25 protein-coding genes are annotated in these 26502 nt (G+C 64.9%); 10 read left to right on the forward strand and 15 right to left on the reverse strand.

From position 1 onward, the window contains the following. Positions 1 to 68 precede the first annotated feature (68 nt). A complete protein-coding gene (locus AAHM40_RS12345) occupies positions 69 to 314 on the reverse strand; it encodes a YdcH family protein (RefSeq protein ID WP_342244894.1) in 246 nt (81 codons plus the stop codon). A 210-nt stretch (positions 315 to 524) separates the two neighbouring features. On the opposite strand from AAHM40_RS12345, the gene mscL reads away from it, so the two are divergent. Further along, positions 525 to 941 carry a large-conductance mechanosensitive channel protein MscL gene (gene mscL, locus AAHM40_RS12350; protein ID WP_342244895.1) on the forward strand — a complete coding sequence of 139 codons (417 nt, stop codon included), beginning with the start codon at positions 525 to 527 and terminating at the stop codon, positions 939 to 941. A gap of 115 nt (positions 942 to 1056) precedes the next feature. Here the strand turns inward: mscL and AAHM40_RS12355 are convergent, their stop codons facing one another. The 3 genes from AAHM40_RS12355 to AAHM40_RS12365 form a co-directional block, all read right to left on the reverse strand. Continuing rightward, positions 1057 to 2610, reverse strand: coding sequence for a TerC family protein (locus AAHM40_RS12355; protein WP_342244896.1), 1554 nt, complete (start codon positions 2608 to 2610; stop codon positions 1057 to 1059). Positions 2611 to 2885: 275 nt separating this feature from the next. Continuing rightward, positions 2886 to 3362, reverse strand: coding sequence for a DUF934 domain-containing protein (locus AAHM40_RS12360; RefSeq protein ID WP_342244897.1), 477 nt, complete (start codon positions 3360 to 3362; stop codon positions 2886 to 2888). Next, on the reverse strand, positions 3359 to 5029 hold the full coding sequence (locus AAHM40_RS12365; protein ID WP_342244898.1) for a nitrite/sulfite reductase: 1671 nt from the start codon (positions 5027 to 5029) through the stop codon (positions 3359 to 3361). The genes AAHM40_RS12360 and AAHM40_RS12365 overlap by 4 nt, the downstream gene beginning before the upstream one ends. Before the next feature lie 281 nt (positions 5030 to 5310). On the opposite strand from AAHM40_RS12365, the gene ccoN reads away from it, so the two are divergent. Both ccoN and AAHM40_RS12375 read left to right on the forward strand, forming a co-directional pair. After that, on the forward strand, positions 5311 to 6747 hold the full coding sequence (gene ccoN / locus AAHM40_RS12370; protein WP_342244899.1) for a cytochrome-c oxidase, cbb3-type subunit I: 1437 nt from the start codon (positions 5311 to 5313) through the stop codon (positions 6745 to 6747). Beyond that, positions 6740 to 6985: a cbb3-type cytochrome c oxidase subunit 3 gene (locus AAHM40_RS12375; protein WP_342244900.1), complete on the forward strand. Its 246-nt coding sequence runs from the start codon at positions 6740 to 6742 to the stop codon at positions 6983 to 6985. Before ccoN ends, AAHM40_RS12375 begins: the two co-directional genes overlap by 8 nt. Positions 6986 to 7121: 136 nt before the next feature. Here AAHM40_RS12375 and AAHM40_RS12380 read toward each other — a convergent pair whose 3' ends face one another. Then, the gene (locus tag AAHM40_RS12380) at positions 7122 to 7898 is read right to left on the reverse strand and encodes a ferredoxin--NADP reductase (protein ID WP_342244901.1); all 777 of its coding nucleotides are present in this window, start codon (positions 7896 to 7898) and stop codon (positions 7122 to 7124) included. 83 nt (positions 7899 to 7981) lie between these two features. Here AAHM40_RS12380 and AAHM40_RS12385 point away from each other — a divergent pair, with 83 nt between their 5' ends. Next, positions 7982 to 9106 (forward strand): class I SAM-dependent methyltransferase, encoded by a 1125-nt coding sequence (locus AAHM40_RS12385; RefSeq protein WP_342244902.1) that lies wholly within the window; start codon positions 7982 to 7984, stop codon positions 9104 to 9106. A 163-nt stretch (positions 9107 to 9269) separates the two neighbouring features. Here the strand turns inward: AAHM40_RS12385 and AAHM40_RS12390 are convergent, their stop codons facing one another. From AAHM40_RS12390 to AAHM40_RS12425, 8 genes are all read right to left on the reverse strand, one after another. Continuing rightward, positions 9270 to 9410 (reverse strand): DUF2474 domain-containing protein, encoded by a 141-nt coding sequence (locus tag AAHM40_RS12390; protein ID WP_036997560.1) that lies wholly within the window; start codon positions 9408 to 9410, stop codon positions 9270 to 9272. Positions 9411 to 9419: 9 nt separating this feature from the next. Then, positions 9420 to 10427 carry a cytochrome d ubiquinol oxidase subunit II gene (gene cydB / locus AAHM40_RS12395; protein ID WP_342244903.1) on the reverse strand — a complete coding sequence of 336 codons (1008 nt, stop codon included), beginning with the start codon at positions 10425 to 10427 and terminating at the stop codon, positions 9420 to 9422. Positions 10428 to 10430: 3 nt separating this feature from the next. Then, the gene (locus AAHM40_RS12400) at positions 10431 to 11867 is read right to left on the reverse strand and encodes a cytochrome ubiquinol oxidase subunit I (protein WP_342244919.1); all 1437 of its coding nucleotides are present in this window, start codon (positions 11865 to 11867) and stop codon (positions 10431 to 10433) included. Positions 11868 to 12262: 395 nt separating this feature from the next. After that, positions 12263 to 12844 (reverse strand): nucleotidyltransferase family protein, encoded by a 582-nt coding sequence (locus tag AAHM40_RS12405; protein WP_342244904.1) that lies wholly within the window; start codon positions 12842 to 12844, stop codon positions 12263 to 12265. 150 nt (positions 12845 to 12994) lie between these two features. Then, positions 12995 to 13966 (reverse strand): XdhC family protein, encoded by a 972-nt coding sequence (locus AAHM40_RS12410; RefSeq protein WP_342244905.1) that lies wholly within the window; start codon positions 13964 to 13966, stop codon positions 12995 to 12997. A 17-nt stretch (positions 13967 to 13983) separates the two neighbouring features. Further along, on the reverse strand, positions 13984 to 15207 hold the full coding sequence (locus AAHM40_RS12415; RefSeq protein WP_342244906.1) for a cytochrome c: 1224 nt from the start codon (positions 15205 to 15207) through the stop codon (positions 13984 to 13986). Positions 15208 to 15209: 2 nt separating this feature from the next. Continuing rightward, positions 15210 to 15749, reverse strand: a complete 540-nt coding sequence (locus AAHM40_RS12420) for a (2Fe-2S)-binding protein (protein ID WP_342244907.1) — start codon at positions 15747 to 15749, stop codon at positions 15210 to 15212. Continuing rightward, positions 15742 to 18570 carry a xanthine dehydrogenase family protein molybdopterin-binding subunit gene (locus tag AAHM40_RS12425; protein WP_342244908.1) on the reverse strand — a complete coding sequence of 943 codons (2829 nt, stop codon included), beginning with the start codon at positions 18568 to 18570 and terminating at the stop codon, positions 15742 to 15744. The genes AAHM40_RS12420 and AAHM40_RS12425 overlap by 8 nt, the downstream gene beginning before the upstream one ends. A gap of 290 nt (positions 18571 to 18860) precedes the next feature. Here AAHM40_RS12425 and AAHM40_RS12430 point away from each other — a divergent pair, with 290 nt between their 5' ends. Further along, positions 18861 to 20069: an MFS transporter gene (locus AAHM40_RS12430; RefSeq protein ID WP_342244909.1), complete on the forward strand. Its 1209-nt coding sequence runs from the start codon at positions 18861 to 18863 to the stop codon at positions 20067 to 20069. 159 nt (positions 20070 to 20228) lie between these two features. Here the strand turns inward: AAHM40_RS12430 and AAHM40_RS12435 are convergent, their stop codons facing one another. After that, complete coding sequence (locus tag AAHM40_RS12435; protein WP_342244910.1) at positions 20229 to 20795, reverse strand: DJ-1 family glyoxalase III; 567 nt, start codon at positions 20793 to 20795, stop codon at positions 20229 to 20231. A gap of 195 nt (positions 20796 to 20990) precedes the next feature. Here AAHM40_RS12435 and AAHM40_RS12440 point away from each other — a divergent pair, with 195 nt between their 5' ends. Continuing rightward, a complete protein-coding gene (locus AAHM40_RS12440) occupies positions 20991 to 22283 on the forward strand; it encodes an NCS2 family permease (RefSeq protein WP_342244911.1) in 1293 nt (430 codons plus the stop codon). Then, the gene (gene trmA / locus AAHM40_RS12445) at positions 22283 to 23377 is read left to right on the forward strand and encodes a tRNA (uridine(54)-C5)-methyltransferase TrmA (protein ID WP_342244912.1); all 1095 of its coding nucleotides are present in this window, start codon (positions 22283 to 22285) and stop codon (positions 23375 to 23377) included. The genes AAHM40_RS12440 and trmA overlap by 1 nt, the downstream gene beginning before the upstream one ends. A gap of 122 nt (positions 23378 to 23499) precedes the next feature. Here the strand turns inward: trmA and AAHM40_RS12450 are convergent, their stop codons facing one another. Continuing rightward, positions 23500 to 23886 (reverse strand): DUF4345 domain-containing protein, encoded by a 387-nt coding sequence (locus AAHM40_RS12450; RefSeq protein ID WP_137821031.1) that lies wholly within the window; start codon positions 23884 to 23886, stop codon positions 23500 to 23502. Positions 23887 to 24026: 140 nt separating this feature from the next. Here AAHM40_RS12450 and AAHM40_RS12455 point away from each other — a divergent pair, with 140 nt between their 5' ends. The 3 genes from AAHM40_RS12455 to ypfJ all read left to right on the forward strand — a co-directional run bounded on the left by AAHM40_RS12455 (position 24027) and on the right by ypfJ (position 26316). After that, the gene (locus tag AAHM40_RS12455; protein ID WP_342244913.1) at positions 24027 to 24461 is read left to right on the forward strand and encodes a DUF411 domain-containing protein; all 435 of its coding nucleotides are present in this window, start codon (positions 24027 to 24029) and stop codon (positions 24459 to 24461) included. A gap of 61 nt (positions 24462 to 24522) precedes the next feature. Then, on the forward strand, positions 24523 to 25377 hold the full coding sequence (locus AAHM40_RS12460; RefSeq protein WP_342244914.1) for a PhzF family phenazine biosynthesis protein: 855 nt from the start codon (positions 24523 to 24525) through the stop codon (positions 25375 to 25377). A 69-nt stretch (positions 25378 to 25446) separates the two neighbouring features. Continuing rightward, positions 25447 to 26316, forward strand: coding sequence for a KPN_02809 family neutral zinc metallopeptidase (ypfJ, locus tag AAHM40_RS12465; RefSeq protein WP_342244915.1), 870 nt, complete (start codon positions 25447 to 25449; stop codon positions 26314 to 26316). Positions 26317 to 26502: the final 186 nt, after the last annotated feature.

Here is a 26502-nt window from a genome sequence, read left to right on the forward strand (position 1 = left end):
CGGATAGTGGATGCCCCAGCCTATCCGGCCGCCTCCCCGGCCCTGTTGACCCCGATCAAGGCAGGGCGTCAGCCCTTGGCGCTCTTGAGCATCCGGGCGATTTCGTCCTTGAGCGCAACGCGCTGGACCTTAAGGCCGTGCAGTGCGTTGTCGTCGAGGGCCTGGTTACCGTCCTCGACTTCGTAGATACGCGAATCCAGATCCTGGTACTCCCCCGCCAACCGGGCAAAGTGCGCGTCGCTCTGCAGCAACGAGCGCATGGTGTCCTTGAACTCCGGGAATTCACGGTTGAGCGGATGATGTTCTAGTGGCATGGCAGCGACCCTCCTCTTGCAGCCTCCCTCTCAGGCTAGACCAGGCACCGCCGCAGGAAAGCGCCACCTGACGGAATCTCCTCCCGAGCTTGGCACGACCGGTCCCCGGGCCCTAGCATGTGCGCCCGCACAAGGAGGTGGCCGTCCCTGGCAGCCTCGACTTGCTGAATTACACTTCAGCGTTAAAACCAGAACCTCAGGGAGTGAAACATGAGTCTGATCAGTGAATTCAAATCCTTCGCCGTCAAGGGCAACGTGGTCGACATGGCCGTGGGGATCATCATCGGCGCCGCCTTCGGCAAGATCGTCTCGTCCTTCGTGGGCGATGTGATCATGCCGCCCATTGGTCTGTTGATCGGCGGTGTGGACTTCTCCGACCTGGCCGTCACCCTGAAGGCGGCCGAGGGCGACATCCCGGCCGTGGTACTGAGCTATGGCAAGTTCATCCAGACCATTCTGGACTTCGTGATCGTGGCTTTTGCGATCTTCATGGGGGTGAAAGCGATCAACAGGCTCAAGCGCGAAGAAGCCGCCGCACCGGAAGCCCCGCCGGCACCAACCAAGGAGCAGGAACTGCTGACCGAGATTCGCGACCTGCTCAAAGCGCAGCAGGACAAGCAGTCGTGACGGAAACCGCATGAATGACAACGGCGCCATCAGGCGCCGTTGTCATTTGTAGGGTTGCAGGGCGGACCCGCGGTCCGCTTGGCGAATGAAATGGCCCCTACAACGCCCTGGCCCTCTATGAGATGGGCTTGAGCAACAACCGGTTCACCCGTCGCTCCTTCACCTCGATCACCTCCAGTTGCCAACCCTCCACTTCCAGAGCGTCGCCGGTCACCGGCAGTCGGTCCAGCAGGCTCATCGCCAGGCCGGCCAGGGTCTGGTAGTCCTCGCCAGGCTTGGCGGAAAAGCCCAGGCGCTCACCCAGCAGGCTCAGGTTCACCGCACCGCTGACATTCCAACCGCCCTCGCAGGGCTCGATGTCCAGGCCGTCCACCTCGCTGGCATCAGGCAGTTCGCCAGCGATGGACTCAAGGATGTCGGTCATGGTCAGCAGGCCTTCGAAGCCACCGAACTCGTTGACCACAAAGGCCACGTGGGTCGACGCCTTGCGCATTTCCTCGAGGGCACTCAGCACCGAGGCACTTTCCGGCAGGTTCGGCGGGACTCTAAGTACCTGCTCGAAGTCCGGCTGCTGGCCCTGGAGCAGTTCGCGCAGTAGCTCCTTCTTGTGCACGTAGCCCAGTGGCTCATCCACATCACCGTCACGGATCACCAACAAACGCGAGTGCGGCGAACGCAGCAGGGCGTCGCGAATGCTTTCGCGCGGCTCGTGCAAGTCAATGCGTTCCACCTCGCTGCGGTTAGTCATCAGGGTACGAATCGGACGCTCAGCCAACCCCAGAACGCCACTGATCATGATTCGCTCACGGCGATCGAAGGGCACTTTGCCGGCGTCGCCGCCGTCCAGCAGGTCGGCGATGTCGTCACCCACTTCGTCGGCCTCCACGCCGCGCCCACCGAGCAGGCGCAGCACGGCGTGGGCGGTGCGTTCGCGCAGCTCGCGGCCGCCGTGCAGCTGGCGCTTGCGGCGCCAGCGCACCAGTTGGTTGGCGGCCTCGATCAGCAGCGAGAAGCCGATGGCGGCATACAGGTAGCCTTTCGGAATGTGGAAGCCCAGACCTTCGGCGGTCAGGCTGAAACCGATCATCATCAAAAAGCCCAGGCACAGCATGATCACCGTCGGGTGGGCATTGACGAAGGCGGTCAGCGGCTTGCTGGCGATGATCATCAGGCCGATGGACACCACCACCGCGATCATCATCACTTCCAGGTGCTCGACCATGCCCACGGCGGTGATCACCGCGTCCAGGGAGAACACGGCATCCAGCAACACGATTTGCGCGACAACCGGCCAGAACAGCGCGTAGGCACGGCTGCCACTCTGGCTATGGACGCGGCCTTCCAGGCGCTCGTGCAGTTCCATGGTGGCTTTGAACAACAGGAACACACCACCGAACAGCATGATCAGGTCACGGCCGGAGAAGCTCTTGTCGAACACCTCGAACAACGGCGTGGTGAGAGTGACCAGCCAGGAAATGCTGGCCAGCAGGCCCAGGCGCATCACCAGGGCCAGAGACAGGCCGATCAATCGCGCGCGGTCGCGCTGCTCTGGCGGCAATTTGTCGGCCAGGATGGCAATGAACACCAGGTTGTCGATGCCGAGGACGATTTCGAGAACGATCAGCGTCAAGAGGCCCAACCAGGCCGTAGGGTCAACTATCCATTCCATAGGGGTCAGGCTCTCGGGAGAAGGTTACGGGCACGCGCGAGCCACGCCGGTTGGCGTTGCTTCGACCTGTGCGGGGAACATGCAGCGGGGCGCTGCGATTCGGATCGGCGCGCCGTGGCGCCGGAGGGATGGGGTGCCGCCCCCTGGGGCGCAGGGGGCGGCTTGCAACAATCGCTGTTCATTGGCTTCCGAGTTGGGAAAACGGATCGGACATCCTAGATTAGAAAATAGCCAGGCTTAATCCGGGAATTTTTACCAATCGTGTACGAACTTTCTCAGCGCCTACGGAACAGCGGCCTCGGCTCGATCACCGAACGTCCATAGAGCACACTCACTCCGGCCAGTCCCTTGAGCGCATCTTCGGCGGATTTGTCCTCACGCACGGCAAAGGCATCGAAGCCGCACTGGCGCATATGGCTGAGCTGGTCGCGCAGCACATCACCCACCGCACGCAGCTCGCCGCGCCACCCCAGGCGGGTGCGCAGCAGGTACGCCTGGCTGTAGCCGCGGCCGTCGCGGAAGCTGGGAAAGTCGATGGCGATCAGCGACAGCCCATCGAGCAGCGAGGCCAGCGGCTCCACCTCGTCGTCAGGCTGCAAGAACAAGCCATCGCGCCCCTCGCGCCCTTGCCAGAGGGGCAGCGGCAGGATCAGCGGCCCGGCGGGCAATGATTCCTGCACCTCGCGCACCAGCGTCCAGGGATCGTCGACCAGGCGTGCCTGGCCATCTACAAGCTTGATCAGGTTGTTCATGCCGACACCTCCGCCTTGGCGTAGACCCTTACCTTGAAGGGCTCCAGGCCGATGCGCCGCACCGTGTCGACGAAGCGCTCTTCCGGCTCGCGGTAGTCGCGGAAGGTCTCCACCACCCGCTCGATCACATCCGGCACCTCATCAGCGCTGAAGGATGGGCCAATCACCTTGCCCAGCTCGCTGTCCATGCCCTGCGCGCCGCCGAGGGTGATCTGGTACCACTCGCTGCCGCCCTTATCCACGCCGAGGATGCCGATATTGCCGATGTGGTGGTGGCCACAGGCGTTCATGCAGCCGGAGATGTTCAGGCTGAGGTCACCCAGCGCCTGCAGCGCCGCCGGGTCGACGAAGCGCGCCTGGATGGCCTGGGCAATGGGGATGGACTTGGCGTTGGCCAAGGAGCAGTAGTCACCTCCCGGACAGGCGATGATGTCGGTGAGCAAGCCAACGTTCGCTGTCGCCAGGCCCTGCTCACGGGCCAGTTGCCAAAGTGCGTGAAGATCGGCCTTGCGTACATCCGGCAACACCAGGTTCTGCTCGTGGGCGATACGGATTTCACCGAAACCGAAGCGCTCGGCCCAGTCGGCGACTGCCTCCATCTGGGCCGCCGTCACATCGCCGGGCGGCGCGTCAGGGCCGGGTTTGGTGGACAGCACCACCGCGGCATAGCCCGGCACCTTGTGCGGCTGGAGGTTGCGCGCGCACCAGCGGGCGAACGCCGGGTCCCGTGCCAGATGGCTGCCGTGGCCAAGATCGGTATCGTCGAGGCGGGCGTAAGCCGGTGTGTCGAAGCTAGCCGCAACCCGCTGGTACTCGGCCTCGGTCAGCTCGGCTGGGCCGTCCTTCAGGTGCTGCCATTCGGCTTCCACCTCGCGGGCGAATGCCTCGATACCCAGTGCCTTGACCAGGATCTTGATCCGCGCCTTGTACTTGTTGTCGCGCCGCCCGTGCCGGTTGTAGACGCGCAGGATGGCTTCGACGTAGGACAGCAGATGGCGCCAGTGCAGGCCGTCGCGAATTTGCTGGCCGAGGATCGGTGTACGGCCAAGGCCACCGCCCACCAGCACCCGCAGGCGCATTTCGCCCGCGTCGTCGCGGTACAGGTAGAGGCCGATGTCGTGCATCTGCACGGCGGCGCGGTCCTGCTCAGCGGCGCATAGGGCAATCTTGAACTTGCGCGGCAGGAACAGAAATTCCGGATTGATTGTGGACCACTGACGCAGGATTTCCGCCAGCGGACGCGGGTCGAGCACCTCATCGGCAGCCACCCCGGCGAAGGCCTCGGTGGTGATGTTCCGCACGCAGTTGCCGGACGTCTGGATGGCGTGCATGTCCACCTCGGCCAGTTGCTGGAGGATGTCCGGCACTTCGGCGAGGTCGATCCAGTTGAACTGGATGTTCTGCCGGGTGGTGAAGTGGCCGTAGCCGCGATCGTGCTCGCGGGCGATGCGTGCGAGGCAGCGCATCTGGCTGGACGACAGCGTCCCATAGGGAATGGCGACCCGCAGCATGTAGGCGTGCTTCTGCAGGTAAAGGCCGTTCTGCAGGCGCAGGGGCAGGAACTCTTCCTCGGTCAGCTCGCCACTGATGCGCCGCGCCACCTGGTCGCGGAATTGCGCCACGCGCTCCTGCACCAGGGCGCGGTCGTAGTCGTCGTAGTGGTACATGCAAGCGGGCTCCAGCAAGGCGGGCAGAGCCTTAACTATCGCCAGCGAGGCTGAGGATAAACAGCGCCAGATACTTCGATAAAAACCATATCAGATTGGACTGTAGGAGCGAGCTTGCTCGCGAACTGTTGCGCTTCGCGAGCAAGTTCGCTTCTACGGAAAGCCTAAATGGGACCGCCCCTATCTGAGCACCAAAAAGTGCCGCGATCTGAGTCTGTTTCCTTTTCGGCGAGCTTTCTAGAGTGGCGGCCGCTCAGTCTTCCCAACCGAAAGGCCCGCACATGAACACCGCAATCCCGGAACCGACCTACGACTACAAGGTGGTTCGCCAGTTCGCCCTCATGACCATCGTCTGGGGCATCGTCGGCATGGGCATGGGTGTGTTCATTGCCGCCCAGCTCGTCTGGCCGGCGCTGAACCTAGACCTGCCCTGGACCAGCTTCGGCCGCCTGCGCCCGCTGCACACCAACCTGGTGATCTTCGCCTTCGGCGGCAGCGCGCTGTTCGCCACCGGTTACTACACGGTGCAGCGCACCTGCCAGGCGCGGCTTTTCGGCGGCGCGCTGGCCGCCTTCACCTTCTGGGGTTGGCAGGCGCTGGTGGTGATCCTGCTGGTCACCCTGCCCCAAGGCCTGACCACCACCAAGGAATACGCCGAGGTGGAGTTCACCGGCGCGGTGTGGATGGGCATCGTCTGGATCGCCTACGCGGTGGTGTTCTTCGGCACGGTGATGAAGCGCAAGACCAAACACATCTACGTGGGCAACTGGTTCTTCGGCGCCTTCATCCTCGTCACCGCGATGCTGCACATCGTCAACCACATGGCCATTCCGGTGAGCTGGTTCAAGTCGTACTCGGTCTATTCCGGCGCCACCGACGCCATGGTGCAATGGTGGTACGGGCACAACGCCGTGGGCTTCTTCCTCACCACCGGTTTCCTCGGGATGATGTACTACTTCATTCCCAAGCAGGCCGGGCGCCCGGTGTACTCCTACCGTCTGTCCATCGTGCACTTCTGGGCACTGATCACCCTGTACATCTGGGCCGGTCCGCACCACCTGCACTACACCGCCCTGCCCGACTGGGCACAGTCCCTCGGCATGGTGATGTCGATCATTCTCCTGGCACCCAGCTGGGGCGGCATGATCAACGGCATGATGACCCTCTCCGGGGCCTGGCATAAGTTACGCGACGACCCGATCCTGCGCTTTTTGGTGGTGTCCCTGGCCTTCTATGGCATGAGTACCTTCGAAGGCCCGATGATGGCGATCAAGACCGTCAACGCCCTCTCCCACTACACCGACTGGACCATCGGCCACGTACACGCCGGGGCGCTGGGCTGGGTGGCGATGATCACCATCGGCTCGCTCTACCACCTGATCCCCCGGTTGTACGGCCGCGCGCATATGCACAGCATCGGCCTGATCAACGCCCATTTCTGGTTGGCCACCATCGGCACCGTGCTCTACATCGCCTCCATGTGGGTCAACGGCATCACCCAGGGCCTGATGTGGCGTGCGGTGAACGAGGACGGCACCCTCACCTATTCCTTCGTCGAAGCGCTGGAAGCCAGCCATCCCGGCTTCGTGGTGCGCATGGTGGGCGGCATCTTCTTCGTCACCGGCATGCTGCTGATGGCCTGGAACACCTGGCGCACGATTCGAGTTAGAGAAGCCCGCAGCACCGAAGCGGTAGCGCAGGCGGTGGCTCATGGATAGCAACAGCACCTATGCCCTGCTCAGCCTCGCCGCGCTGACCTTCTTCTACCTCGCCACCCAGGCCTGCCTGGGTGGCAGGAGCCAGCGCCAGCTGGACGAAGCCACCATGCTGCCCTTTGCCGACGACGAGCCCGTGGCCCGGCGCATGGAGCGTGCCACCGGTCGCAGCAGCACGGGGTGCAGCTGTCCGGGGCGGTGTGATGGGAGTTGTGCGAGCCGGATTGAACTGGATGCCTGAGGCGAAGAACACCTGTAGGGGCGATTTCAATCGCCAAGCAGGCCAAAGGTCTGCCACACCGGGCCACAACGGAGGCAGCTGCGCTGCCCTTGGCGATTGAAATCGCCCCTACAACCCATTCATCCACCACACACGCCTACCAATAATTCTCCACCGCCACCTGCCCCGGCCGACGGGTCAGGCTGAGGTTCATGTCGCGCGCCTTCAGCACGGCGCGGGTGTCCTCGATCATTTGCGGGTTGCCGCAGAGCATCACGCGCGAGTGTTCCGGGGTCAGGTCCAGGCCGGCGGCGCGTTCCAACTCACCGTTCTCGATCAGGGTGGTGATGCGCCCGTGCAGCGCGCCGGAAACGTCCTCGCGGGTCACTACGGGGATGTACAGCAGCTTGTCGGCCACGCCTTCCAGGTAATCGCGGGTCTTCAGGTCGTCGATCAGCGGCTGATAAGCCAGCTCGGCCGCCTGGCGCACGCTGTAGACCAGGATGATGCGCTCGAAGCGCTGCCAGACTTCCAGGTCCTGGAGGATCGACAGGAAGGGCGCAAGGCCCGTGCCGGTGGCCAGCAACCAGAGGTCCCGGCCATCGACGAAGCGGTCGAGGGTGAGGAAGCCGAAGGCCGTCTTGTCCACCATCAGGGTGTCGCCTTCCTTCAACCGCGACAGCTCGCTGGTGAACTCGCCCTCCGGTACGACGATCGAGAAGAACTCCAGATGCTCGTCGTGAGGCGCCGACACCATGGAATAGGCGCGCCAGACGGTGCTGCCATCGGCCTTGGTCACCCCCAGGCGGGCGAACTGACCGGCGCGGAAGCGGAAACCCGCGTCGCGGGTGGTGCGCAGGGTGAACAGGTTGGGCGTCAGGGTCTGCACATCCAGCAGGGTCTGACGGGTGAACTTCTCTTCGCTGGCGGTCATACTCCGCTCCCACTCTTTTCCGATTCGTTCGAAGGCCGCCCCAGTGTCTCGCAAAGCGGCCTTCAGAAACACCGCCGGTTCTTATGCCTATATTCGCTACGCCTTTTGCCCAGCTCGATCTCGTTCGTCAGCCCGAACAGCAAGACGACCCGCTGCAGGCCTTCGACGCCGCCGACGAGTACTTGCTCAGTCACCTGCATGAGCAGGGGCTGACCGCCGAGACGCGCATTCTGGTGCTGAACGACAGCTTCGGCGCCCTGGCCGCCAGCCTTGCCCCTCACGCGCGGGTCACCAGCAGCGGCGACTCGCATCTGGGCCATATCGCCCTGCAACGCAACCTGGCGCGCAATGGCCTCGATACCCCCGCCGTGCGCTTCGTACCCGCCAGTGAAGTGGCCATCGGTCCCTTCGACCGCGTGCTGATCCGCGTGCCCAAGACCCTGGCGCTGCTGGAAGAGCAACTGATCCGTCTGCACGGCCAGCTCGCTCCCGGTGCCACGGTGGTCGCCGCCGGCATGGTCAAGCACCTGCCTCACGCTGCGGGTGACCTGCTGACCCGGTACATCGGCCCGATGCAACCGTCATTGGCGGTGAAAAAGGCTCGCCTGCTGATCGCCACGCCCGAACAGAAACCGACCGTCACGTCGCCCTACCCCACCCGCTACCAACTGGACCAGCCGCGCCTGACCCTGATCAACCATGCCAACGTGTTCTGCCGCGAAGGCCTGGATATCGGCACCCGCGCCTTCCTCCCGCACCTGCCACGCAGCCTGGCGGACGTCCGTGCGGCGGACCTGGGTTGCGGCAACGGCGTGCTTGGCATCGCCTACGCCCTGGCCAACCCGCAGGCGCAGATGACTTTGGTGGATGAGTCCTACATGGCGGTGCAATCGGCTCGGGAAAACTGGCAAGCGGCACTCGGCGAACGCCCTGTGGATATCCGCGCGGGCGACGGCCTGGCCGAACAGCCTGCGGACTCGCTGGACCTGGTGCTGTGCAATCCACCCTTCCACCAGCAGCAGGTGGTAGGCGACTTCCTCGCCTGGCGCATGTTCGTGCAGGCGCGCAATGCACTGGTGGCGGGGGGCGAGCTATGGATCGTGGGCAACCGCCACCTGGGTTATCACGCCAAGCTCAAGCGCTTGTTCAGGGGCGTGGAACAGGTGGCGGCAACGCCGAAGTTCGTGGTGCTCAAGGCGAGCAAATGACTCTGCGCTGGGCCTGACTACCCTCATCCGAACGCGGCCCGCCCCGGCCCCTCTCCCAAGGGGAGAGGGGTGACTCACGCCGGCCAGCCCCAGGCACGGACAGTCCCCTCTCCCTCTGGGAGAGGGTTAGGGTGAGGGCTGTTGAACGCTGCTCGGACTCCAGTCAGTGTGTACTCAACCCCGCCGCCGTCATGAACATCCGCAGCAGGTAGGCCACGGCGCCGAGGGCCAGCACGCTGAGGGCCCAGATGCCCACCAGCCAGCCGAGGCGCTGCCACAGCGGTTTCTTCTCTGACTTATCCACAGGCCGCTCCTAGTGGTAACCGTCTTCCTGGGTCACCTTGCCGCGGAACACGTAGTAGCTCCACGCGGTGTACATCAGGATGAAGGGGATGATGAACAGCGCCCCCACCAGCATGAAGCCCTGGCTCTGCGGAGGAGCCGCGGCGTCCCAGATGGAGATGGACGGTGGGATCACGTTCGGCCAGAGGCTGATACCCAGGCCGCTATAGCCAAGGAAGATCAGTACCAGGGTCAGCACGAAGGGCGCGTGGTGGGCGTTGTTGGCCACCGCGCGCAACAACGCCCAGGTGCACACCAGCACCAGGATCGGCACCGGCATGAACCAGAACAGGTTGGGCAGGCTGAACCAGCGCGCAGCAATGTCCTCGTGGGCCAACGGGGTCCAGATACTGACAATGCCGGTGATACCCAGCAGCACCAGCACCAGCGGCCGCGCCAGGTCGTGCATCTGCTGCTGCAGGCGGCCTTCGGTCTTCATGATCAGCCAGGTGCAGCCCAGCAATGCGTAGGCCGCGATCAGGCCGAGGCCACAGAACATCGGGAAGGGTGCCAGCCAGTCCAGCGAGCCGCCGGCGAAGGTGCGGTCCACCACCGGGATGCCTTCGATATAGGCGCCGAGCGCCACACCCTGGAAGAAGGTGGCGGCGATGGAGCCACCGATGAAGGCCTTGTCCCACAGGTGACGCTTGGCCGGCCGGGCCTTAAAGCGGAACTCGAAGGCCACGCCACGGAAGATCAGCCCCAGCAGCATCAGGATCAGCGGCAGGTAGAGCGCGGACAGCACCACCGAGTAGGCCAGCGGGAAAGCGCCGAACAGGCCGGCGCCCCCGAGGATCAGCCAGGTCTCGTTGCCGTCCCAGACCGGCGCGACGGTGTTCATCATCACGTCGCGCTCGCCGTCATCCTTGACGAAGGGGAAGAGGATGCCGATTCCGAGGTCGAAACCGTCCATCACCACGTACATCATCACGCCGAAGATGATGATGATCGCCCAGATCAGTGAAAGGTCGACGCCCATGGTTCAGCTCCTTACCTCGGTAGCGTTGTCGTCATCGTCCATACCCTCTTCGGTCGCCGAGAGCGGGCGCGCAGGGGTGCGGTGCTGGCCGGGGCCGCCAATACCCTGTTCCTTGCCTTCGTGGGTGACCGGGCCCTTGCGCACCAGGCGCATCATGTAGCCCAAGCCCGCGCCGAAGAGCACGAAGTACACCACCACGAAACTCACCAGAGTCAGGCTCATCTGCGTCACGCTGTGGTTGGACACCGCATCGGCCGTGCGCATCAGCCCGTAGACCACCCAAGGCTGGCGGCCCATCTCAGTGGTGAACCAGCCGGCGAGGATCGCGATCAACCCGGACGGGCCCATCCACAGGCACAGGTAGAGGAACGGCCGGGACTGGAACAGCCCGCCGCGCCAGCGCAGCCACAGGCTCCAGACACCGACCAGGATCATCAGCATGCCCAGGCCCGCCATGATGCGGAACGACCAGAACACCACGGTGGAGTTGGGTCGGTCTTCCTTCGGGAAGTCCTTCAGCGCCGGCACCTGCTTGTCCAGGCTGTGGGTCAGGATCAGGCTGCCGAGGTAGGGAACCTCCACCTTGAAGCGGGTTTCCTCGCGCTCCATGTCTGGCCAGCCGAAGAGGATCAGCGGGGTGGCTTCACCACTGCTGTTGTCCCAGTGGCCTTCCATCGCGGCGATCTTCGCCGGCTGGTGCTTGAGGGTATTGAGGCCGTGCAGGTCACCGATGAACGCCTGTACCGGGGCCACGATCAGCGCCATCCACATGGCCATTGAGAGCATCTTGCGAATCGCCGGGTTGTCGCGGCCGCGCAGCAGGTGCCAGGCCGCCGAGGCGCCGACGAAGAAGGCGGTGGCGAGGAAGGCGGCAGTGGCCATGTGCAGCAGGCGGTAGGGGAAGGACGGGTTGAAGATCACCGCGAGCCAGTCCACCGGTACCACGCGGCCGTCGATGATCTCGAAGCCCTGCGGGGTCTGCATCCAGCTATTGGAGGCGAGGATCCAGAAGGTGGAAATGATGGTGCCGATGGCCACCATCACCGTGGAGAAGAAGTGCAGGCTCGGACCCACGCGATTCCATCCGAACAGCATGACGCCGAGGAAGCCGGCCTCCAGGAAGAAGGCGGTGAGCACCTCGTAGGTCAGCAACGGCCCGGTGACCGCACCGGCGAAGTCGGAGAAGGCACTCCAGTTGGTGCCGAACTGGTACGCCATGACCAGGCCGGAGACCACGCCCATGCCGAAGTTCACTGCGAATATCTTCGACCAGAAGTGATAGAGGTCGCGGTAGACCTCCTGCCGGGTCTTCAGCCACAGGCCTTCCAGGACGGCGAGGTAGCTCGCCAGGCCAATGGTGATGGCCGGGAAGATGATGTGGAACGACACGGTGAAGGCGAACTGCATTCGGGCGAGATCGAGAGCCTCCAATCCGAACATGGCGAATCCTCTAATCAGGTTGATACGGGTACAGGCCCCGCGCGACTCCACCGGATAGAGGAGCCAGGCCGGACCGAATTGTTCTTGTGGGGTCTGCTGGGACTGGACGCGGGCCATGTTGGCCCTTCACAAACCCGCCCCAGAGGTTTTGACGCGGATCAAGCAATGCATAAAGAGTAGCCGTTCAAGGCTTTCTGGAAGCTGTGGTTCGTTGCCGCGCGACAGGTTGCCGCGCGGCCGACCGCCGCATGGAATATACGGGGGTATGGAGCCCTTTTAGGTTGGTGCGGGCGGCTTACCGCTAGCGCGGCAGCGAAACCCAACAGCTCGTCGCCCGGATGAAATCCGGGAATGCCAACACCACCGTTCCCGGATTGCATCCGGGCTACAGCGTTTCAGGAAGCGGAACTGGGATAGAGGGCCTCGGGGCTGTCCACATCACGCAGCACACCCGGATCGTCCACCCCCACCGCCACCCAGGCGGAAGCATGGGCGCGCAGCACCCGCCGTGCGCCTTCGTCGCCCGTGAGCGCCTGGAGCTCCGACCAGAAATCCCGGCCGAAGAGCACGGGATGACCCCGTTCGTCGTGATGCACGGGGAAGACAATGCGCCCGACAGCCGCCTTGGCCATCAGCACGCGCAGGGTGGATTCGGCGATCCAGGGCATGTCGCCCAGCAGCACCGCAATGGCCTCCCCTTTCCCACCCGCCAAGGCCCGCGCACCAGCCGCGAGGCTATGGCCCATGCCCTGCCCGGCGTCTTCGCAGAGGATGATGCTGCAGCCGTCCGGCAACCCCAGCGCCGCCGGGTCGTCCTCCGGGCGCAGCACCACATGCACCTCGTCGAACACCGTCCGGGCGCGCTCCAGGCTCGCCGCCAGCAGGGTGCGACCGTCAGCCAGGGTGGCGCGGCGCTTGTCGCTGCCGAAGCGGGTGCCGAAGCCGGCGGCGAGGATCAGGGCGGGGACATTGGGCATGCATCAACTCCCGGGGCGATGAAACTGTAGGGCCGATTTCAATCGCCAAGCAGGCCGAAGGTCTGCTCTGCAAGACCGAAGGGGGCAGCATAGCTGCCCTTGGCGAATGAGTTCGACCCTACAGGGACTCGTGCGACTGGACTCGTCCGATCAAACCCTTTCCCGCGCAATCCCATTGCGCACCCGCAGGATGTCCGCGAGCACCGCCAGGGCGATTTCGGACGGGGTCTTGCTGCCAAGGTTGAGGCCGATCGGGGCGATGATGCGCGCAAGCTCCGCCTCATTCAGGCCGCCGACCCGGCGCAGGCGCTCCATGCGCTTGGCGCTGGTGGCCATCGAGCCCATCACACCGATGTAGAACGCCTCGGTGCGCACCGCCTCGATCATCGCCAGGTCGTCGATCTTCGGATCGTGGGTCAGGGCGACCACGGCGGTGTCGGCGTGGCAGCCGCCCTGGCGGATGTATTCCGAAGGCAGCTCGCGGCGAATTTCCACGCCGGGCAACTCGACGCCCTGCAGCGCCTCTTCACGCGGGTCGCAGAGCACCACCTCGAAGCCCAGGCTCTGGCCAAACTCGGCGCATACCTGGGCCACAGTGGAATAACCCGCCAACAGCAAGCGCTGGGCGGCACCGACGCGCAGGTGCAGCAGGTCGCCCAGGCGCTCCACCCGCGGGCCATGCTCGCGGTCCGGCAACAGGCGCCGCGCGCCCTCAGGCAGGGAAACTTCGCGGATCAGCCGGCGCTGGCCGGCCAAGGCCGTTTCCAGCTCGCGCAGGTGGGCCTGGACATCGCAATCGGAAGGCAGGTTTTCCACCAGCACGTCGAGAATACCGCCGCAAGGCAGACGGATCGACGAGTGGGTATCGCTGCCGTCGCCATAGCGCACCAGTTGAACCGGCTCGGCGAAGGCACCGGCGACCAGGCGTTCGAGAAAGTCATCTTCCACGCAGCCACCGGACAGCGAACCGATCCAGTGCCCGTCGGCGGTGGCCGCCAGCAGGGAACCCGGCGCGCGGGGCGCCGAGCCATAGGTCGCGAGGACGGTGCAGAGCCACACGCGCTGGCCAGAAGCGGACCACTCCAGCGCCTTGCGCACCACCAGCAGATCGAGGTGTTGCATCGTGGGAAATACCCTAATCAGTGAGACGACAGGACCTCGCCGCGCAGCTCCGTCACCCGCTCCGGGCTCACCTCACCCTCAAGGCCGCCCCAGGTCTGACGCAGGTAATTGAGCAGGTCGCGCATCTGGCCGTCGTCGAGTTTATCCCTGAAGCCGGGCATTGGCTGCATCCGTTCGAAGCCGGTGAACTGCTGCTCGCGGATTCCGTCGTCGATCACCCGCAGCAGGTTGCGGGAATCCGCCAGGCGCAGGGTCGTGTTGCCGTTCATGGCAACCGCCACGTGTGGCACGCCCTCTCCCGCCGCGCCGTGGCAACCGGCACAGACGTTGAGGTAGTCCTGGCGCCCGCGAGCGGCGCTTTCGCCCAGTTCAGCCTCGGCCACGGCAGCGATCTTGCGCGGCGCCGGCGGCTCCTCGCCCAACAGGTAGGTGGCCATAGCGCGATGGTCGTCCTGCGGCAGGTACTGGGTGCTGTGGTGCAGCACCGGGTACATCTCGTTGAACACCGAGCCCTGGTCGCTGATACCGTGCCTGAGGAAGGTGGCCAGGTCATCCGTGGTCCAGCCACGCTCGGCCAGGTCCTTGGCCAGCAGGCTCGGGGCCTCGTAGCCGAGGATCACGCCGCCGGTCATGCGCAGGTCCTGCTGCAGGGCACCCAGCGCGTTACGCGGGGTATGGCACTCGCCGCAGTGGCCGAGCACTTCCACCAGGTACTGGCCGCGCTGCCACTCCTCGCCCTTGCCGTCGGCCGGTTCGAGCTGCACGCGGTTCTTGTAGAGCATGTTCCAGAAGGTCATGCCGAAGCGCACGTTGAAGGGGAAGGCCAGGTCGGTCTTCGGGCTCGGCTTGGCGATGGGCTCCAGGCTCATCAGGTAGGCGTAGATGGCGTCGGAGTCTTCACGCTTGAGCAGGTGATAGGAGGTGTAGGGCATGGCCGGGTACAGCTTGCCACCGTCCTTGCGCTCGCCCTGGGTCACGGCCTTGTAGAACTCTTCGGCGCTGTAGTCACCGATGCCATGCTCCTTGTCCGGAGTGATGTTGGTGCCGTAGATGGTGCCGAACGGTGACACCAGCGGCAGGCCGCCAGCGTACTCGGCACCGCCTTCGATGCTGTGGCAGGCCACGCAGTCGGCGGCTCGGGAAAGGTACTTGCCGCGCTCGATCAGCGCCTTGGCCACCGGCTGTTCAGCGGCTTGGGCGGCCAGGGGCAGCAGCAGGGCTGCGAGGAGAAACGAGCGCATCCTCAACCCTCCTTGACCAGGCCGAGGCCTTCTACCACTTCGCGCGCAGCCTTGTAGTAGCGGACATAACCGGTGCAGCGGCAGATGTGGTTGCCCAGGGCGTGTTCGATCTCCCCGTCCAGTTCGCTGCGCTTGACCGGCTGGCGCTGGAGCTTTTCCACCAGCACAGTGGCGGCGTTGACGTAGCCGGGGGTGCAGTAGCTGCACTGGAAGGCGAACTGGTCGATGAACTTCTGCTGGATCGGATTCAGTTCGGTCACTTCGCCCTTGGCATCCCGCTTGGCGTGGCCTTCGATGGTGCGCACCTTCTTGCCGTCGAAGAAGTGCGCGCCGGTGATGCAGGTGCGGATCTCCTCGCTGGTGCCATCCGGTTTGTCGAGGATCGCCACGCAGGCGTGGCAGATGCCCTGACCGCAACCCAGACGCGAGCCGGTGAGGTTCAGGTGTTCGTGGAGGAACTCGATCATCATCAGGTCGTCGTCCACGGTGAAGGGACCGACGGCCTGGCCGTTGAGGGTCATGCTGAGGGCGCGCTTAGCCATGGAGGGCCTCCTTGATGCGGGCCGGAGTCAAGGGAAGGTCGCGCAGGCGCTTGCCGGTGGCGTGGGCCACGGCGTTCACGATGGCGCCGACGACGGGGATCATCACCACTTCGGCAATCCCCTTGGCCGGGTCGCTGGGCGACAGCGGCGGGAGAATTTCAGCGGTCTGTTTCCACACTGCGCAGTCCTTGGCGCGGGGCAGCTGGTAACGGTTGAAGTTCCAGGTGCCTTCGCCGGGGCCGCCCTCATACAGCGGCATGTCTTCCAGCAGTGCGTGGCCGATGCCCATGGCGATGCCGCCTTCGAGCTGGCCGAGCACCAGTTCGGGCACGATCACCCGGCCGCACTCCAGCCAGGAATGGTGGTTGATCACCCGCGCCTCACCACTGCCCTTGTTCACCTTCACTTCCACCAGCGTCGCCACCGGGCTGTAGTAGGTGACCATGGCGTTGTTCAGCTGGGTCGGCGGATAGCTGATGGCGGTACGGTCCAGCAGGTGGTAGCCGTGGCTGGTCATCTTCGCCTTCTTCTCCTTGGTAGCACCGTCACCGTACTTGACGGCCACGGCGTCCAGCGGGAAGGTGTCGCGCTTGCCGTCAATGTCGAACTCGCCCTCGGCCCAGGCCCAGCGGTTGAAACCGTGGACGCTGACGCCCGTGACCAGGCCCAGCTCGTGGGCCTTGTGCGCCAGCAGCTCGAAGGGGATCGGCGGCAGACCGTTGGCGGTCAGCTTGCCTTCCACCCAATGGGCGTCCTCGCGGCGTACCACGTAGGGGTTGGCCAGGCCGCCGAACTCCCCGCGCCCCCAGATGGCCAGCGCCGCCGGCCACAGGCCGTGATTGAAGAGGATGCGCGCGGCCTCGCGGGTGCCATGGCCGGAGTAGTAAGCGGAGTTGGTCGCCGACGACGGCGAAGCCAGCTTGCCGACCCAGCGCGGGTTCTTCAGCGCGGCATCCTGCTCGGTCTGGCTGATCAGGTAGGGGTTGCCGCTGGTGGTCAGGTCCAGCTCGGCCCACTCGGTGACGCCGGTGCGGATTTCATGCGCCGGGCGACCCAGGTAGTCGGCCACCAGCAGAGCCTGGGAGGTGGCCATGCCGGTGCCCATATCGATGGCGATCTGGCGCAGCATCACGCGGCCGTCGGCGGTGAACTCCAGGCTCGCCATGGGTGCCTCGGAGCCGGTGCCGAAGTCCTTCTGGCAGATGGCGAAGCCGACGCCGTAGTAGTTGTCCGGGTCCTTCGCCTCTTCCTCGCGCTTGCGGGTGTCGCGGTTCTTCCAGACCTCGTGCTGCGCGGCCTTGTCGAGGATTTCCTCAAGGCGCAGGGCACCAGCCGGAATCGCACCCTGAGTGTTCTTCATGCCGGACTTGAAGACGTTCTTGCGACGCAGTTCGATGGGGTCCACGCCCAGGCGCTCGGCGACTTCGTCCACCATCATTTCGGTGGCGGCCATGGTCTGCAGGGTGCCGTAGCCGCGCATGGAGCCAGCTTCGACGCCACGGGAGTGATAGGCAGTGGCAGCCAGGTCGCTCTGCGGCAGGTAGTAGATGGACTGCGCGGCGGTGGCGCCCACCGCCGCGACCGACGGGCTGTAGTTGATGCGTCCGCCACCGTCGACATCCATATGGGCGCGGAAGATCTGGAACGACAGGTCGTCCTTCTTCACCGCCAGTTGGTAATGCATGTCGAAGGGGTGACGCTTGATACCGCTCTGGAACTGCTCGTAGCGGTCATTGGCCAGACGCACCGGCACGCCGTCGCCGTAAATTGCCGCCAGGGCGGCGTAGAACACGAAGATGTTGTTGTCCTTGGAGCCGTAGCCCACGGTGTAACCGGGGTGCATGTTCAGCGTCGCGACCTTGAAGCGCGACGGCGCCAGCATGTGCGCGGTCTGCTCGGCCACCTCGAAGGGGCACTGGGTGGCCACGACGAAATGCAGGGTGCCGGTGGCCGGGTCGTACCAGCCGTTGCCGTTGTCCGCTTCCAAGGCAGCCGGCTCAATGGACTGAGTCTTGAAGCGTTCGTCAAAGACCATCCAGCCTTCCGGCGGATTGGCCAGCTTCGATTGCATCTGCTCGGCGTGGTAGATGCCCTGGGCGGTGAGATCGCCAGCCGGGTTGCCAGCGCCCCAGGTCGGTTTGCGCTCGCGGATCAGCGGGAACAGCATGCTGTCCTTCAGGCTGGAGAAGGTATCCGCCTCAAAGGGCGTGGCGCCGCCAACGCGGACGAAACGGAAGCTGCCATAGGGGTCGCGCTGGTAGAGCGGGGCCTTGGCGCCGTAGCGGATCACCTTCTCGTTGAACTTGAGGATGTTCTTCGCCCGGCGGAAGCGGTCGAAATCCTTCCAGATCAGCAGCGCGACCGGGTGGCCGATGAACATCGGCACCTGGCCTTCCGGTAGGAAGGGATCGGGGCTGTGGCCTTCGGGGAAGGCGATACCGTCGCGCGCCAGATCGGCGGCCGTCACCACGCGATCCGGTTTCAGCGCTTCGCCCAGCATCGACAGATCGAAACCTTGATAGAGCTCGTCAGCACGGGTGGCCTTGAGCAGCAGCGCATGGCCCTGCTGCTGCGGCCAGCCCGGCATGTCCTTGGCGCGGATATCACGGGAGAACACCTTGCCGCCGCAGACCTTGCTGACGCCGTCGATCCGGCCACGGGCCTGGCCACCCGCCGTGTACCAGGGCTCGGGTGTGCGCGTGACCTGCTCTTCGAACAGCGCGGCGAAGGCCTTGCTGCCCAAGGGAGCAAGAGTGATGCCGATACCGGCGACGACGCTGCCTTGCAGGAAGGCGCGGCGGGATAACTCGGGAGTGGACATGCCCGTTCCTCATCGACCGGCGTTGGCCGGCCCTTTTCTTTGTGCAAAACACGGTTGTCGGCCCCCCGGGGAGAAGGGTCGTCGATATGAGCGTAGTCGGAGGGATGAACCTGACTTGAAAGTCAAATTCTATCGAAATCACTGACAGACACAAAGGAAAAATCTGTCTCTTTGGTCAGAAATTTCCGAGAAGCAGGCGCTGATCGAACGCTCTGTTCGGCAAATGCAACCGCATGTTTCAGCCATCGTGCTAGGCTGCGCTACCGTTAGCAGCCTAAGCTTTTTCGGATATGTTTCAGCCCCTTCTCCTACGCCACCATCGTCCCTTCCTGGCCTTCTGGTTCGCTCGCGTCTGTACGGCAAGCGGCTTCCAGATGATCACAGTCGCCATCGGCTGGCACATCTACGAACTCACCGGCAACGTGCTCGACCTGGGCCTGGTAGGCCTGGTGGAGTTCCTGCCGCGCGTGCTGTTCATGCTGCATACCGGGCACGTGGCTGATCGCTTCGACCGCCGCCGCGTCGCCGCCCTCTGCCAGGTATTGCAGGCCCTGGTGGCTGGGGCGCTGGTGTTCGCCAGCGCCACCGACAACGCCAGCCGCGAGCTGATCTTCCTCATGGCCTTCATCCTGGGCGCCGCGCGCGCCTTCGAGATGCCGGCTACCCAGGCACTGTTGCCCAACGTGGTGCCCAAGGAGCTGTTCCCCCGTGCGGTGGCCGCCTCGGCCTCGGCGATGCAGGCGGCGACCATCGTCGCACCGGCCCTCGGCGGCCTGCTCTATGCCTTCGGCAGCCTGTGGGTCTACGGCCCGACGGCGGTTCTATACATCGCCGCCTGCGTCCTGATGCTGGGGCTTTCGAGCAGCCAGCAGCAAGCCAACAAGGCGCCGGCCAACCTGGAGAACCTGCTGGCGGGCATCCGCTTCATCCGCAGCCGGCCAGACATCCTAGGCGCGATCTCCCTGGACCTCTTCGCCGTATTGCTGGGTGGCGCCACCGCCCTGCTCCCGGTGTTCGCCAAGGACATCCTGCTCACCGGCCCCTGGGGCCTGGGCCTGTTGCGCTCGGCCCCGGCCGTCGGCGCCTTGCTGATGTCCTTCTGGCTGGCACGCTTCCCCATCGAGCGCAATGTGGGCCGGATCATGTTCACCTCGGTCGGGATCTTTGGCGTGGCGACCATCGCCTTCGGCCTGTCCACCTCCTTCTGGTTCTCCCTGGCGGTGCTGGCGGTGCTCGGCGCAGCGGACATGATCAGCATGGTGATCCGCGGCGCCTTCGTGCAGCTGCACACCCCGGACGAGATGCGCGGCCGCGTCAGCGCGGTGAACGGGCTGTTCATCGGCGCGTCCAACCAGTTGGGTGAGTTCGAGTCCGGCGTCACCGCGGCCTGGTTCGGCACCGTGCCCGCGGTGGTGATGGGGGGTGTCGGTACGCTGATCGTGACCGGCCTGTGGATGAAGCTGTTCCCGAGCCTGGCCAAGCGGGACAAGCTGCACTGAGCTGAGCCTGGGCGAGGGCTCTTGTAGGGTCGAATGCATTCGCCAAGGGCGGCGCAGCTGACCCCGGAATGTCCGCAGGGCAGCCCTTCGGGCTGCTTGGCGATTGAAATCGCCCCTACAGCAAATGAATTCGCCCCTACAGATGGCGATTCGTCCCAATCACTCCACCAGCATCGCCTTCGCCACCTCGTTGCGCTTGGCCTTGCCACACAGTTGCTCTACCAGGGTCAGCGCGAAGGCCAGGGCAGAGCCCGGTCCCTGGGCGGTGATGCAGTTGCCGTCGACCACCACCGGCTGGTCGACGAAGGCGCAACCGGACAGCCGGTCACTGAAGGCCGGGTAGCAGGTCATGCGGCGCTGGCGCAGCACGCCGTAGGGCTGCAGGGCCATGGCCGGGGAGGCGCAGATGGCCGCGAAGAAACGGCCGGCCTTGGCCTGCTGGCGGACCTTCTCGGCCAGCGGCTCGTGCTCGCCCAGGCGCTGGGCGCCGGGCATGCCGCCGGGCAGGACGATCAGGTCGTAATCCTGGGCCAGCACGTCCAGCAGCATGGTGTCGGCTGTCAAACGAGTGCCGCGGGCCAGGGTGATCATCCGGCGGGTTTCGATGCTGGCCACCACCGTCTTGATGTCGGCGCGCCGCAGCACGTCGATCAGGGTCACGGTTTCCAGGTCTTCAACGCCTTCGGCAACGGCGATCAGGGCCTGGAGATGAGGTTGGGTATGCATGGTGTTCTCCTTTTCCAGGAAACCGAAGCTGTCCGTCCGGTCACAAATTCACCGCTCCGGGGCGAGCTGGTATGATGCGCGCCTTTTTTCAGACTGGCAGAGAAAAGTCCATGGCGCCCGCGTGCGCCGTGCATTTGTGCTTTGCTTTTCGCCAGCTGAGTGACAACGACGCAGTGCGTCACGGGGAGCCCACACATGCTGGAAAAGCTGTTCCAACTCAAGGCGCACGACACCAATGTGCGCACCGAGGTCCTGGCCGGTCTGACGACCTTCCTGACGATGGCCTACATCCTCTTCGTCAACCCGGCCATCCTCGGCGAGACCGGCATGGACAAGGGTGCGATCTTCGTCGCCACCTGCCTTGCAGCCGCTATCGGCTCGGCCACCATGGCGCTGATCGCCAACTACCCCATCGCCCTGGCGCCCGGCATGGGCCTGAACGCCTTCTTCACCTACACCGTAGTCCTGCAAATGGGTCACACCTGGCAGGTAGCCCTGGGCGCCGTGTTCCTCTCCGCCTGCATGTTCTTCGTGCTCTCGGTATTCAAGATCCGCGAGTGGATCATCAACAGCATCCCACTGGAGCTGCGCTCGGCCATCGCCGCCGGCATCGGCCTGTTCCTCGGGCTGATCGCCCTGCAGAAGGCCGGCATCGTCGCCGCCCACCCGGTGACCATGCTGACCGTCGGTGACCTGACCAAGCCCGAGCCGATCCTGGCCGTGCTCGGCTTTTTCCTGATCGTCGCCCTGGAAGCCCGCAAGGTGACCGGCGCCGTGCTGATCGGCATCCTCCTGGTGACCATCGCCGGCATCGCGCTGGGCGTCTCCCAGTTCGGGGGCATCTTCTCCATGCCGCCGTCGCTGGCCCCCACCTTCCTCCAGCTGGACATCAAGGGGGCGCTGGAAATCGGCCTGGTGAGCGTGATCTTCGCCTTCCTCTTCGTCGACCTGTTCGACAACTCCGGTACCCTCATCGCCGTGGCGAAGAAGGCCGGCCTGATGCGCGCCGATGGCTACATGCCGAAGATGGGCCGAGCCCTGATCGCCGACTCCACCGCTGCGATGGGCGGTTCCCTGCTGGGTACCTCCACCACCACCAGCTACATCGAGTCCGCTGCGGGCGTCAGCGCTGGCGGCCGCACGGGCCTGACCGCGCTCACCGTGGCCGTGTTGTTCCTGCTGGCGCTGTTCCTCTCGCCGCTGGCGGGTAGCGTGCCGGCCTTCGCCACCGCCCCGGCACTGTTCTTCGTCGCCGTGCTGATGGCCTCGGGCCTGGCCGAGATCGACTGGAGCGACCTGACCACTGCCGCCCCCGTGCTGATCACCACCCTGGCCATGCCGTTCACCTATTCCATTGCCGATGGCATCGCCTTCGGTTTCATCGCCTGGGCCGCGATCAAGACCCTCGCCGGCCGCTATAAAGAGCTGAGCCCGGCGCTGGTGATCCTCGCGGTGCTCTTTGTTATCAAGATGGGTTTCTTCCACTGATGAGTCGTCCCCAGTTCGACCCGGCGGCCTACACCGCCCAGCTTGCCGAGAAGACGCAGCGCCTGAAGGCGCTGCTGGCGCCCTTCGATGCCCCGGAACCAGACGTCTTCGAATCCCCCCGCGAGCACTATCGCCTGCGCGCCGAATTCCGCCTGTGGCGCGAGACCGGCAGCGAAAACCGCCACTACGCGATGTTCGAAGCCGGCGACAAGTTCACCCCGGTAATGATCGACGACTTCCCCATCGCCAGCCGCCGCATCAACGAACTGATGCCGCGCCTGAAAGCCGGCTGGCAAGCGAGCAAGGTGCTGTCCTTCAAGCTGTTCCAGGTGGAGTTCCTGACCACCCTGGCCGGCGATGCGCTGATCACGCTCTGCTACCACCGCCCGTTGGACGACGCCTGGCAGGCCGAAGCCGAGACGCTGGCCGCCGAACTGGGTGTGAGCCTGGTAGGTCGTTCCAAGGGCAAGCGCATCGTCATCGGCCGCGACTATGTCGAGGAAGCACTGACCGTTTCTGGCCGGGTGTTCCGCTATCGTCAGCCGGAGGGGGCCTTCACCCAGCCCAACGGCGAGGTGAACCAGAAGATGCTGGGCTGGGCCTTCGACGTGCTGGGCGATCGCCAGGACGACCTGCTGGAGCTCTATTGCGGCAATGGCAACTTTACCCTGCCGCTGGCTACCCGCGTGCGCAAAGTGCTGGCCACCGAGATCAGCAAGACCTCGGTGAACGCCGCCCTCGCCAACTTGGCCGAGAACGCTGTGGATAACGTGACTCTGGTGCGCCTGTCCGCCGAGGAACTGACCGAAGCGCTGAACGAAGTGCGCCCGTTCCGCCGCCTGGCGGGTATCGACCTCAAGAGCTATGAGTTCGGCAGCGTCTTCGTGGACCCGCCCCGCGCCGGTATGGACCCGGACACCTGCGAACTGACCCGCCGCTTCGACCGTATCCTCTATATCTCCTGCAATCCGGAGACCCTGACGGCGAACATCCAGCAGCTCAGCGACACCCACAAGGTGGTGCGCTGCGCCCTGTTCGATCAGTTCCCCTACACGCACCACATGGAATCGGGCGTGCTGCTGGAGCGGCGCTGAGTTCGGTGGTGGCTCGATGAAACTTACCCCCCTGACTACAGAACCGTAGATCCGGGGTGGGCACGAAGGGTGGATCGATAAAGCGTGATCCACCCGGAATTCAGGAAGAGGAGCTGGGAAGCCTAGGCCCCATCCAGCTTGCGTAGCGCGGCAAAGGCCAGCCCCGCCGACACGACCTCGAACAGCAGCGCGTAGAGGTTGAAGGTCTGCCCCAGGCTGCCGTCCAACCAGAGGCCGCTGATCCGCCCCAAGGCGAGGGCGACATAGATGAGCACCAGCAGATCCAGTGCTGCCCGCGCCAATTGCAGGCGCAGTTGGGCCAGCAGCAGGAAGGCAGCGATGCCCAGCTGCAGACAGCCGTAATAAGCGCGCACATCGGTCACCGCCGAAGGGTCCATCAGCAGCATGCCGCTGAGGCTGGCCATTTCTTCCGGGCGGATGAAATACGCCAGCCCGAAGCCAGCAAGAATGAGGGCCTGCAGGCCCAGCAGGATGCGGGTGAAGAGCATCGTCTGGTCTCGCAACAAGGTCAGGAAAAAGCATAGGCCGCTCCGGAACAGTCTGATACAGAGCTTTGCTTGGGCCTGGAAAGGTGCAGCGCTATCCTGCATGTCTTTGTCCCCGGCCTGTCTGGCCGCAAGGAGTCCCCATGCGTTCCCTCCTCCTGCTCACCACCCTGCTGGCCGGCATCGCCCAGGCTGCCGAGCCCATCACCATGGACGTCTACCGTGACCCGAACTGTGGCTGCTGCAAGGCCTGGATCAGCCACCTGCGGGACAACGGCATCCAGGTCCGCGACCACGAGGAAAGCGATATGGCGGCAGTGAAAATGCGCGTCGGCGTGCCCTACCAGCTCGGCTCCTGCCACACCGGCGTGGTAGACGGTAAGTTCGTCGAAGGCCATGTGCCGGTCAGCGATGTGCTCAAGCTGCGCGAGCGCCCCGACCTGTTGGGCGCTGCCGTACCGGGCATGCCGGTGGGTTCCCCCGGCATGGAAATGGGCGACCGGCAGGACGCCTACCAGGTGATCGGCGTTGCCCAGGGTGGCAAGCTGAGCGTGCTCAGCGAGTATCCTGCCCGCTGAACCCGAGCATCCCCTCAGACGGCCGCTTGAAGCGGCCGTTTTCTTTTCCCTGGAGCCTGAAATGGAATACTGGCAAGTCGATGTGTTCGCTGAACGGGTCCTGGCCGGCAACGGCCTGGCGGTCTTCCCCGACTGCAGCGGACTCTCCCCCACCGCCATGCAGGCACTGACCCGCGAGCTGCGGCAGTTCGAGTCGATCTTCCTGGCGCCGCTGGAGGCCCCGAACGCCTTCTCCGCCCGCGTGTTCACGGTGGAAGAGGAACTACCCTTCGCCGGCCATCCGATCCTGGGTGCCGCGGCCCTGCTGCATCACCTGCATGGCGGCAAGTCAGACGCCAACTGGCTGCTCCAGCTATCGGAGAAGCAGGTGCGCATTGCCACCCGCCGCCAGGGCAAGGGCTTTTACGCAGAAATGGACCAGGGCATCGCCGCGTTCGGCCAGATTTTGGACGATTCCGCCGCCGATGCCTTCGCCGCCGCCTTTGGCAGCGAGCGTGACGGCCGCTACCCGGCCCAGGTGGTCAGCACCGGCCTGCCCTACCTGCTGTTGCCAGTGACGGCTGCCGGCCTTGCTGCGGCGAAACAGCGAGAATTGCTGGAAGACGCCCTGGCCGGTATAGGCGCCGCCTTCGTCTTCCTGATGGACGTGGACGCCCGCGAAGGTCGCACCTGGGACCCGCTCGGCGTGGTCGAGGACATTGCCACCGGCAGCGCCGCAGGCCCGGTGGCCGCCTGGCGTGTGGCGCAGGGGTTGGAGCGCGCCAACCAGCCGTTCACCCTGGCCCAGGGCCGCTTCCTCGGCCGCCCAAGCCGGCTTGATGTATGCGTTACCACAGACGGAAATGTGCTGGTGGGCGGTGAGGTTCAACTGCTGGCCCATGCCCGCCTGCTGCCGACCCCGGCCGAACTGGGCTGACGACCGGGCTGGCGGTGCCCGCCTCCAGCGTCAACACTGATTAACTCGCCTTTCGAATGGAGAGTGGTCATGCGCTGGCAACGTGCGCGTCGCAGCGACAACGTACAAGACGCCGGAGGCGCAGGGGGCGGCATGCGCCTGGGCGGTGGCAAGGGATTGGGCCTGGGCGGTATCGCGATCGTGGTCGTGGTGGCGCTGCTGATGGGCGAGGACCCGCTGCAGATCCTCGGCCAGATCACCCAGCAGAACGCCTCGGTCAATCCCCAACAGCAATCAGCCATGCCCAGTGGTACGCCGGAAGAGCGCGAGTTCGTCAGCGCCATCCTCGGTGACACCGAGGACACCTGGCGCGCCATCTTCCAGGCCGCCGGTCGCCAGTATCAGGACCCGACCCTGGTGCTGTTCAACGGTGGCGTGCAATCGGCCTGCGGCTTCGCCTCGTCGGCGGTCGGCCCCTTCTATTGCCCGGGAGACCGCAAGGTCTACCTGGACCTGGACTTCTTCGAGGAAATGGCCAGCCGCTTCCAGGCCGCTGGGGACTTCGCCCAGGCCTATGTGATCGCCCATGAAGTGGGCCACCACGTGCAGACCCTGCTAGGCGTTTCCGCGAAGGTTAACGCGGCCCGCCAACGCGGAGAACGGGTGGAGGGCGACAACGGCCTGCTGGTACGCCAGGAACTCCAGGCCGACTGCCTGGCCGGCGTCTGGGCCTTCCACGCACAGAAGCGCCTGAACTGGCTGGAACCTGGCGATCTGGAAGAAGCCCTCAACGCCGCCAACGCCATCGGCGACGACCGCCTCCAACGCCAGGCTCGCGGCCAGGTGGTGCCGGACTCCTTCACCCACGGGACGTCGGAGCAGCGGGTGCGCTGGTTCAAGATGGGGTTCGAGAAGGGGGAAGTGGGGCGGTGTGATACGTTTTCGACGGCGAGGCTCTGAGCTGGGAGTCCGAGTGGGCGGATGCATCCCTCACCCCCGGCCCCTCTCCCGAAGGGAGAGGGGTGACTTCGGGCACCGCCCCCGATGTCAGCCGGTCGCTTCGGCGTCGAGCTGAGCACCGAAGCAGCCCCCCCTCTCCCTCTGGGTGAGGGGTTGGGGGTGAGGGAAGCCCAGCGACCGCTCCAA

The organism is Pseudomonas sp. OTU5201, from assembly GCF_038440135.1.
Taxonomy (GTDB): Bacteria; Pseudomonadota; Gammaproteobacteria; order Pseudomonadales; family Pseudomonadaceae; genus Metapseudomonas; species Metapseudomonas resinovorans.

What these genes read in the sequence shown, in the direction of transcription:
- AAHM40_RS12345 (WP_342244894.1), bottom strand. Translation starts at nt 314, where the DNA reads ATGCCACTAGAACATCATCCGCTCAACCGTGAATTCCCGGAGTTCAAG.
- mscL (WP_342244895.1), top strand. Translation starts at nt 525, where the DNA reads ATGAGTCTGATCAGTGAATTCAAATCCTTCGCCGTCAAGGGCAACGTG.
- AAHM40_RS12355 (WP_342244896.1), bottom strand. Translation starts at nt 2,610, where the DNA reads ATGGAATGGATAGTTGACCCTACGGCCTGGTTGGGCCTCTTGACGCTG.
- AAHM40_RS12360 (WP_342244897.1), bottom strand. Translation starts at nt 3,362, where the DNA reads ATGAACAACCTGATCAAGCTTGTAGATGGCCAGGCACGCCTGGTCGAC.
- AAHM40_RS12365 (WP_342244898.1), bottom strand. Translation starts at nt 5,029, where the DNA reads ATGTACCACTACGACGACTACGACCGCGCCCTGGTGCAGGAGCGCGTG.
- ccoN (WP_342244899.1), top strand. Translation starts at nt 5,311, where the DNA reads ATGAACACCGCAATCCCGGAACCGACCTACGACTACAAGGTGGTTCGC.
- AAHM40_RS12375 (WP_342244900.1), top strand. Translation starts at nt 6,740, where the DNA reads ATGGATAGCAACAGCACCTATGCCCTGCTCAGCCTCGCCGCGCTGACC.
- AAHM40_RS12380 (WP_342244901.1), bottom strand. Translation starts at nt 7,898, where the DNA reads ATGACCGCCAGCGAAGAGAAGTTCACCCGTCAGACCCTGCTGGATGTG.
- AAHM40_RS12385 (WP_342244902.1), top strand. Translation starts at nt 7,982, where the DNA reads ATGCCTATATTCGCTACGCCTTTTGCCCAGCTCGATCTCGTTCGTCAG.
- cydB (WP_342244903.1), bottom strand. Translation starts at nt 10,427, where the DNA reads ATGGGCGTCGACCTTTCACTGATCTGGGCGATCATCATCATCTTCGGC.
- AAHM40_RS12400 (WP_342244919.1), bottom strand. Translation starts at nt 11,867, where the DNA reads ATGTTCGGATTGGAGGCTCTCGATCTCGCCCGAATGCAGTTCGCCTTC.
- AAHM40_RS12405 (WP_342244904.1), bottom strand. Translation starts at nt 12,844, where the DNA reads ATGCCCAATGTCCCCGCCCTGATCCTCGCCGCCGGCTTCGGCACCCGC.
- AAHM40_RS12410 (WP_342244905.1), bottom strand. Translation starts at nt 13,966, where the DNA reads ATGCAACACCTCGATCTGCTGGTGGTGCGCAAGGCGCTGGAGTGGTCC.
- AAHM40_RS12415 (WP_342244906.1), bottom strand. Translation starts at nt 15,207, where the DNA reads ATGCGCTCGTTTCTCCTCGCAGCCCTGCTGCTGCCCCTGGCCGCCCAA.
- AAHM40_RS12420 (WP_342244907.1), bottom strand. Translation starts at nt 15,749, where the DNA reads ATGGCTAAGCGCGCCCTCAGCATGACCCTCAACGGCCAGGCCGTCGGT.
- AAHM40_RS12425 (WP_342244908.1), bottom strand. Translation starts at nt 18,570, where the DNA reads ATGTCCACTCCCGAGTTATCCCGCCGCGCCTTCCTGCAAGGCAGCGTC.
- AAHM40_RS12430 (WP_342244909.1), top strand. Translation starts at nt 18,861, where the DNA reads ATGTTTCAGCCCCTTCTCCTACGCCACCATCGTCCCTTCCTGGCCTTC.
- AAHM40_RS12435 (WP_342244910.1), bottom strand. Translation starts at nt 20,795, where the DNA reads ATGCATACCCAACCTCATCTCCAGGCCCTGATCGCCGTTGCCGAAGGC.
- AAHM40_RS12440 (WP_342244911.1), top strand. Translation starts at nt 20,991, where the DNA reads ATGCTGGAAAAGCTGTTCCAACTCAAGGCGCACGACACCAATGTGCGC.
- trmA (WP_342244912.1), top strand. Translation starts at nt 22,283, where the DNA reads ATGAGTCGTCCCCAGTTCGACCCGGCGGCCTACACCGCCCAGCTTGCC.
- AAHM40_RS12450 (WP_137821031.1), bottom strand. Translation starts at nt 23,886, where the DNA reads ATGCTCTTCACCCGCATCCTGCTGGGCCTGCAGGCCCTCATTCTTGCT.
- AAHM40_RS12455 (WP_342244913.1), top strand. Translation starts at nt 24,027, where the DNA reads ATGCGTTCCCTCCTCCTGCTCACCACCCTGCTGGCCGGCATCGCCCAG.
- AAHM40_RS12460 (WP_342244914.1), top strand. Translation starts at nt 24,523, where the DNA reads ATGGAATACTGGCAAGTCGATGTGTTCGCTGAACGGGTCCTGGCCGGC.
- ypfJ (WP_342244915.1), top strand. Translation starts at nt 25,447, where the DNA reads ATGCGCTGGCAACGTGCGCGTCGCAGCGACAACGTACAAGACGCCGGA.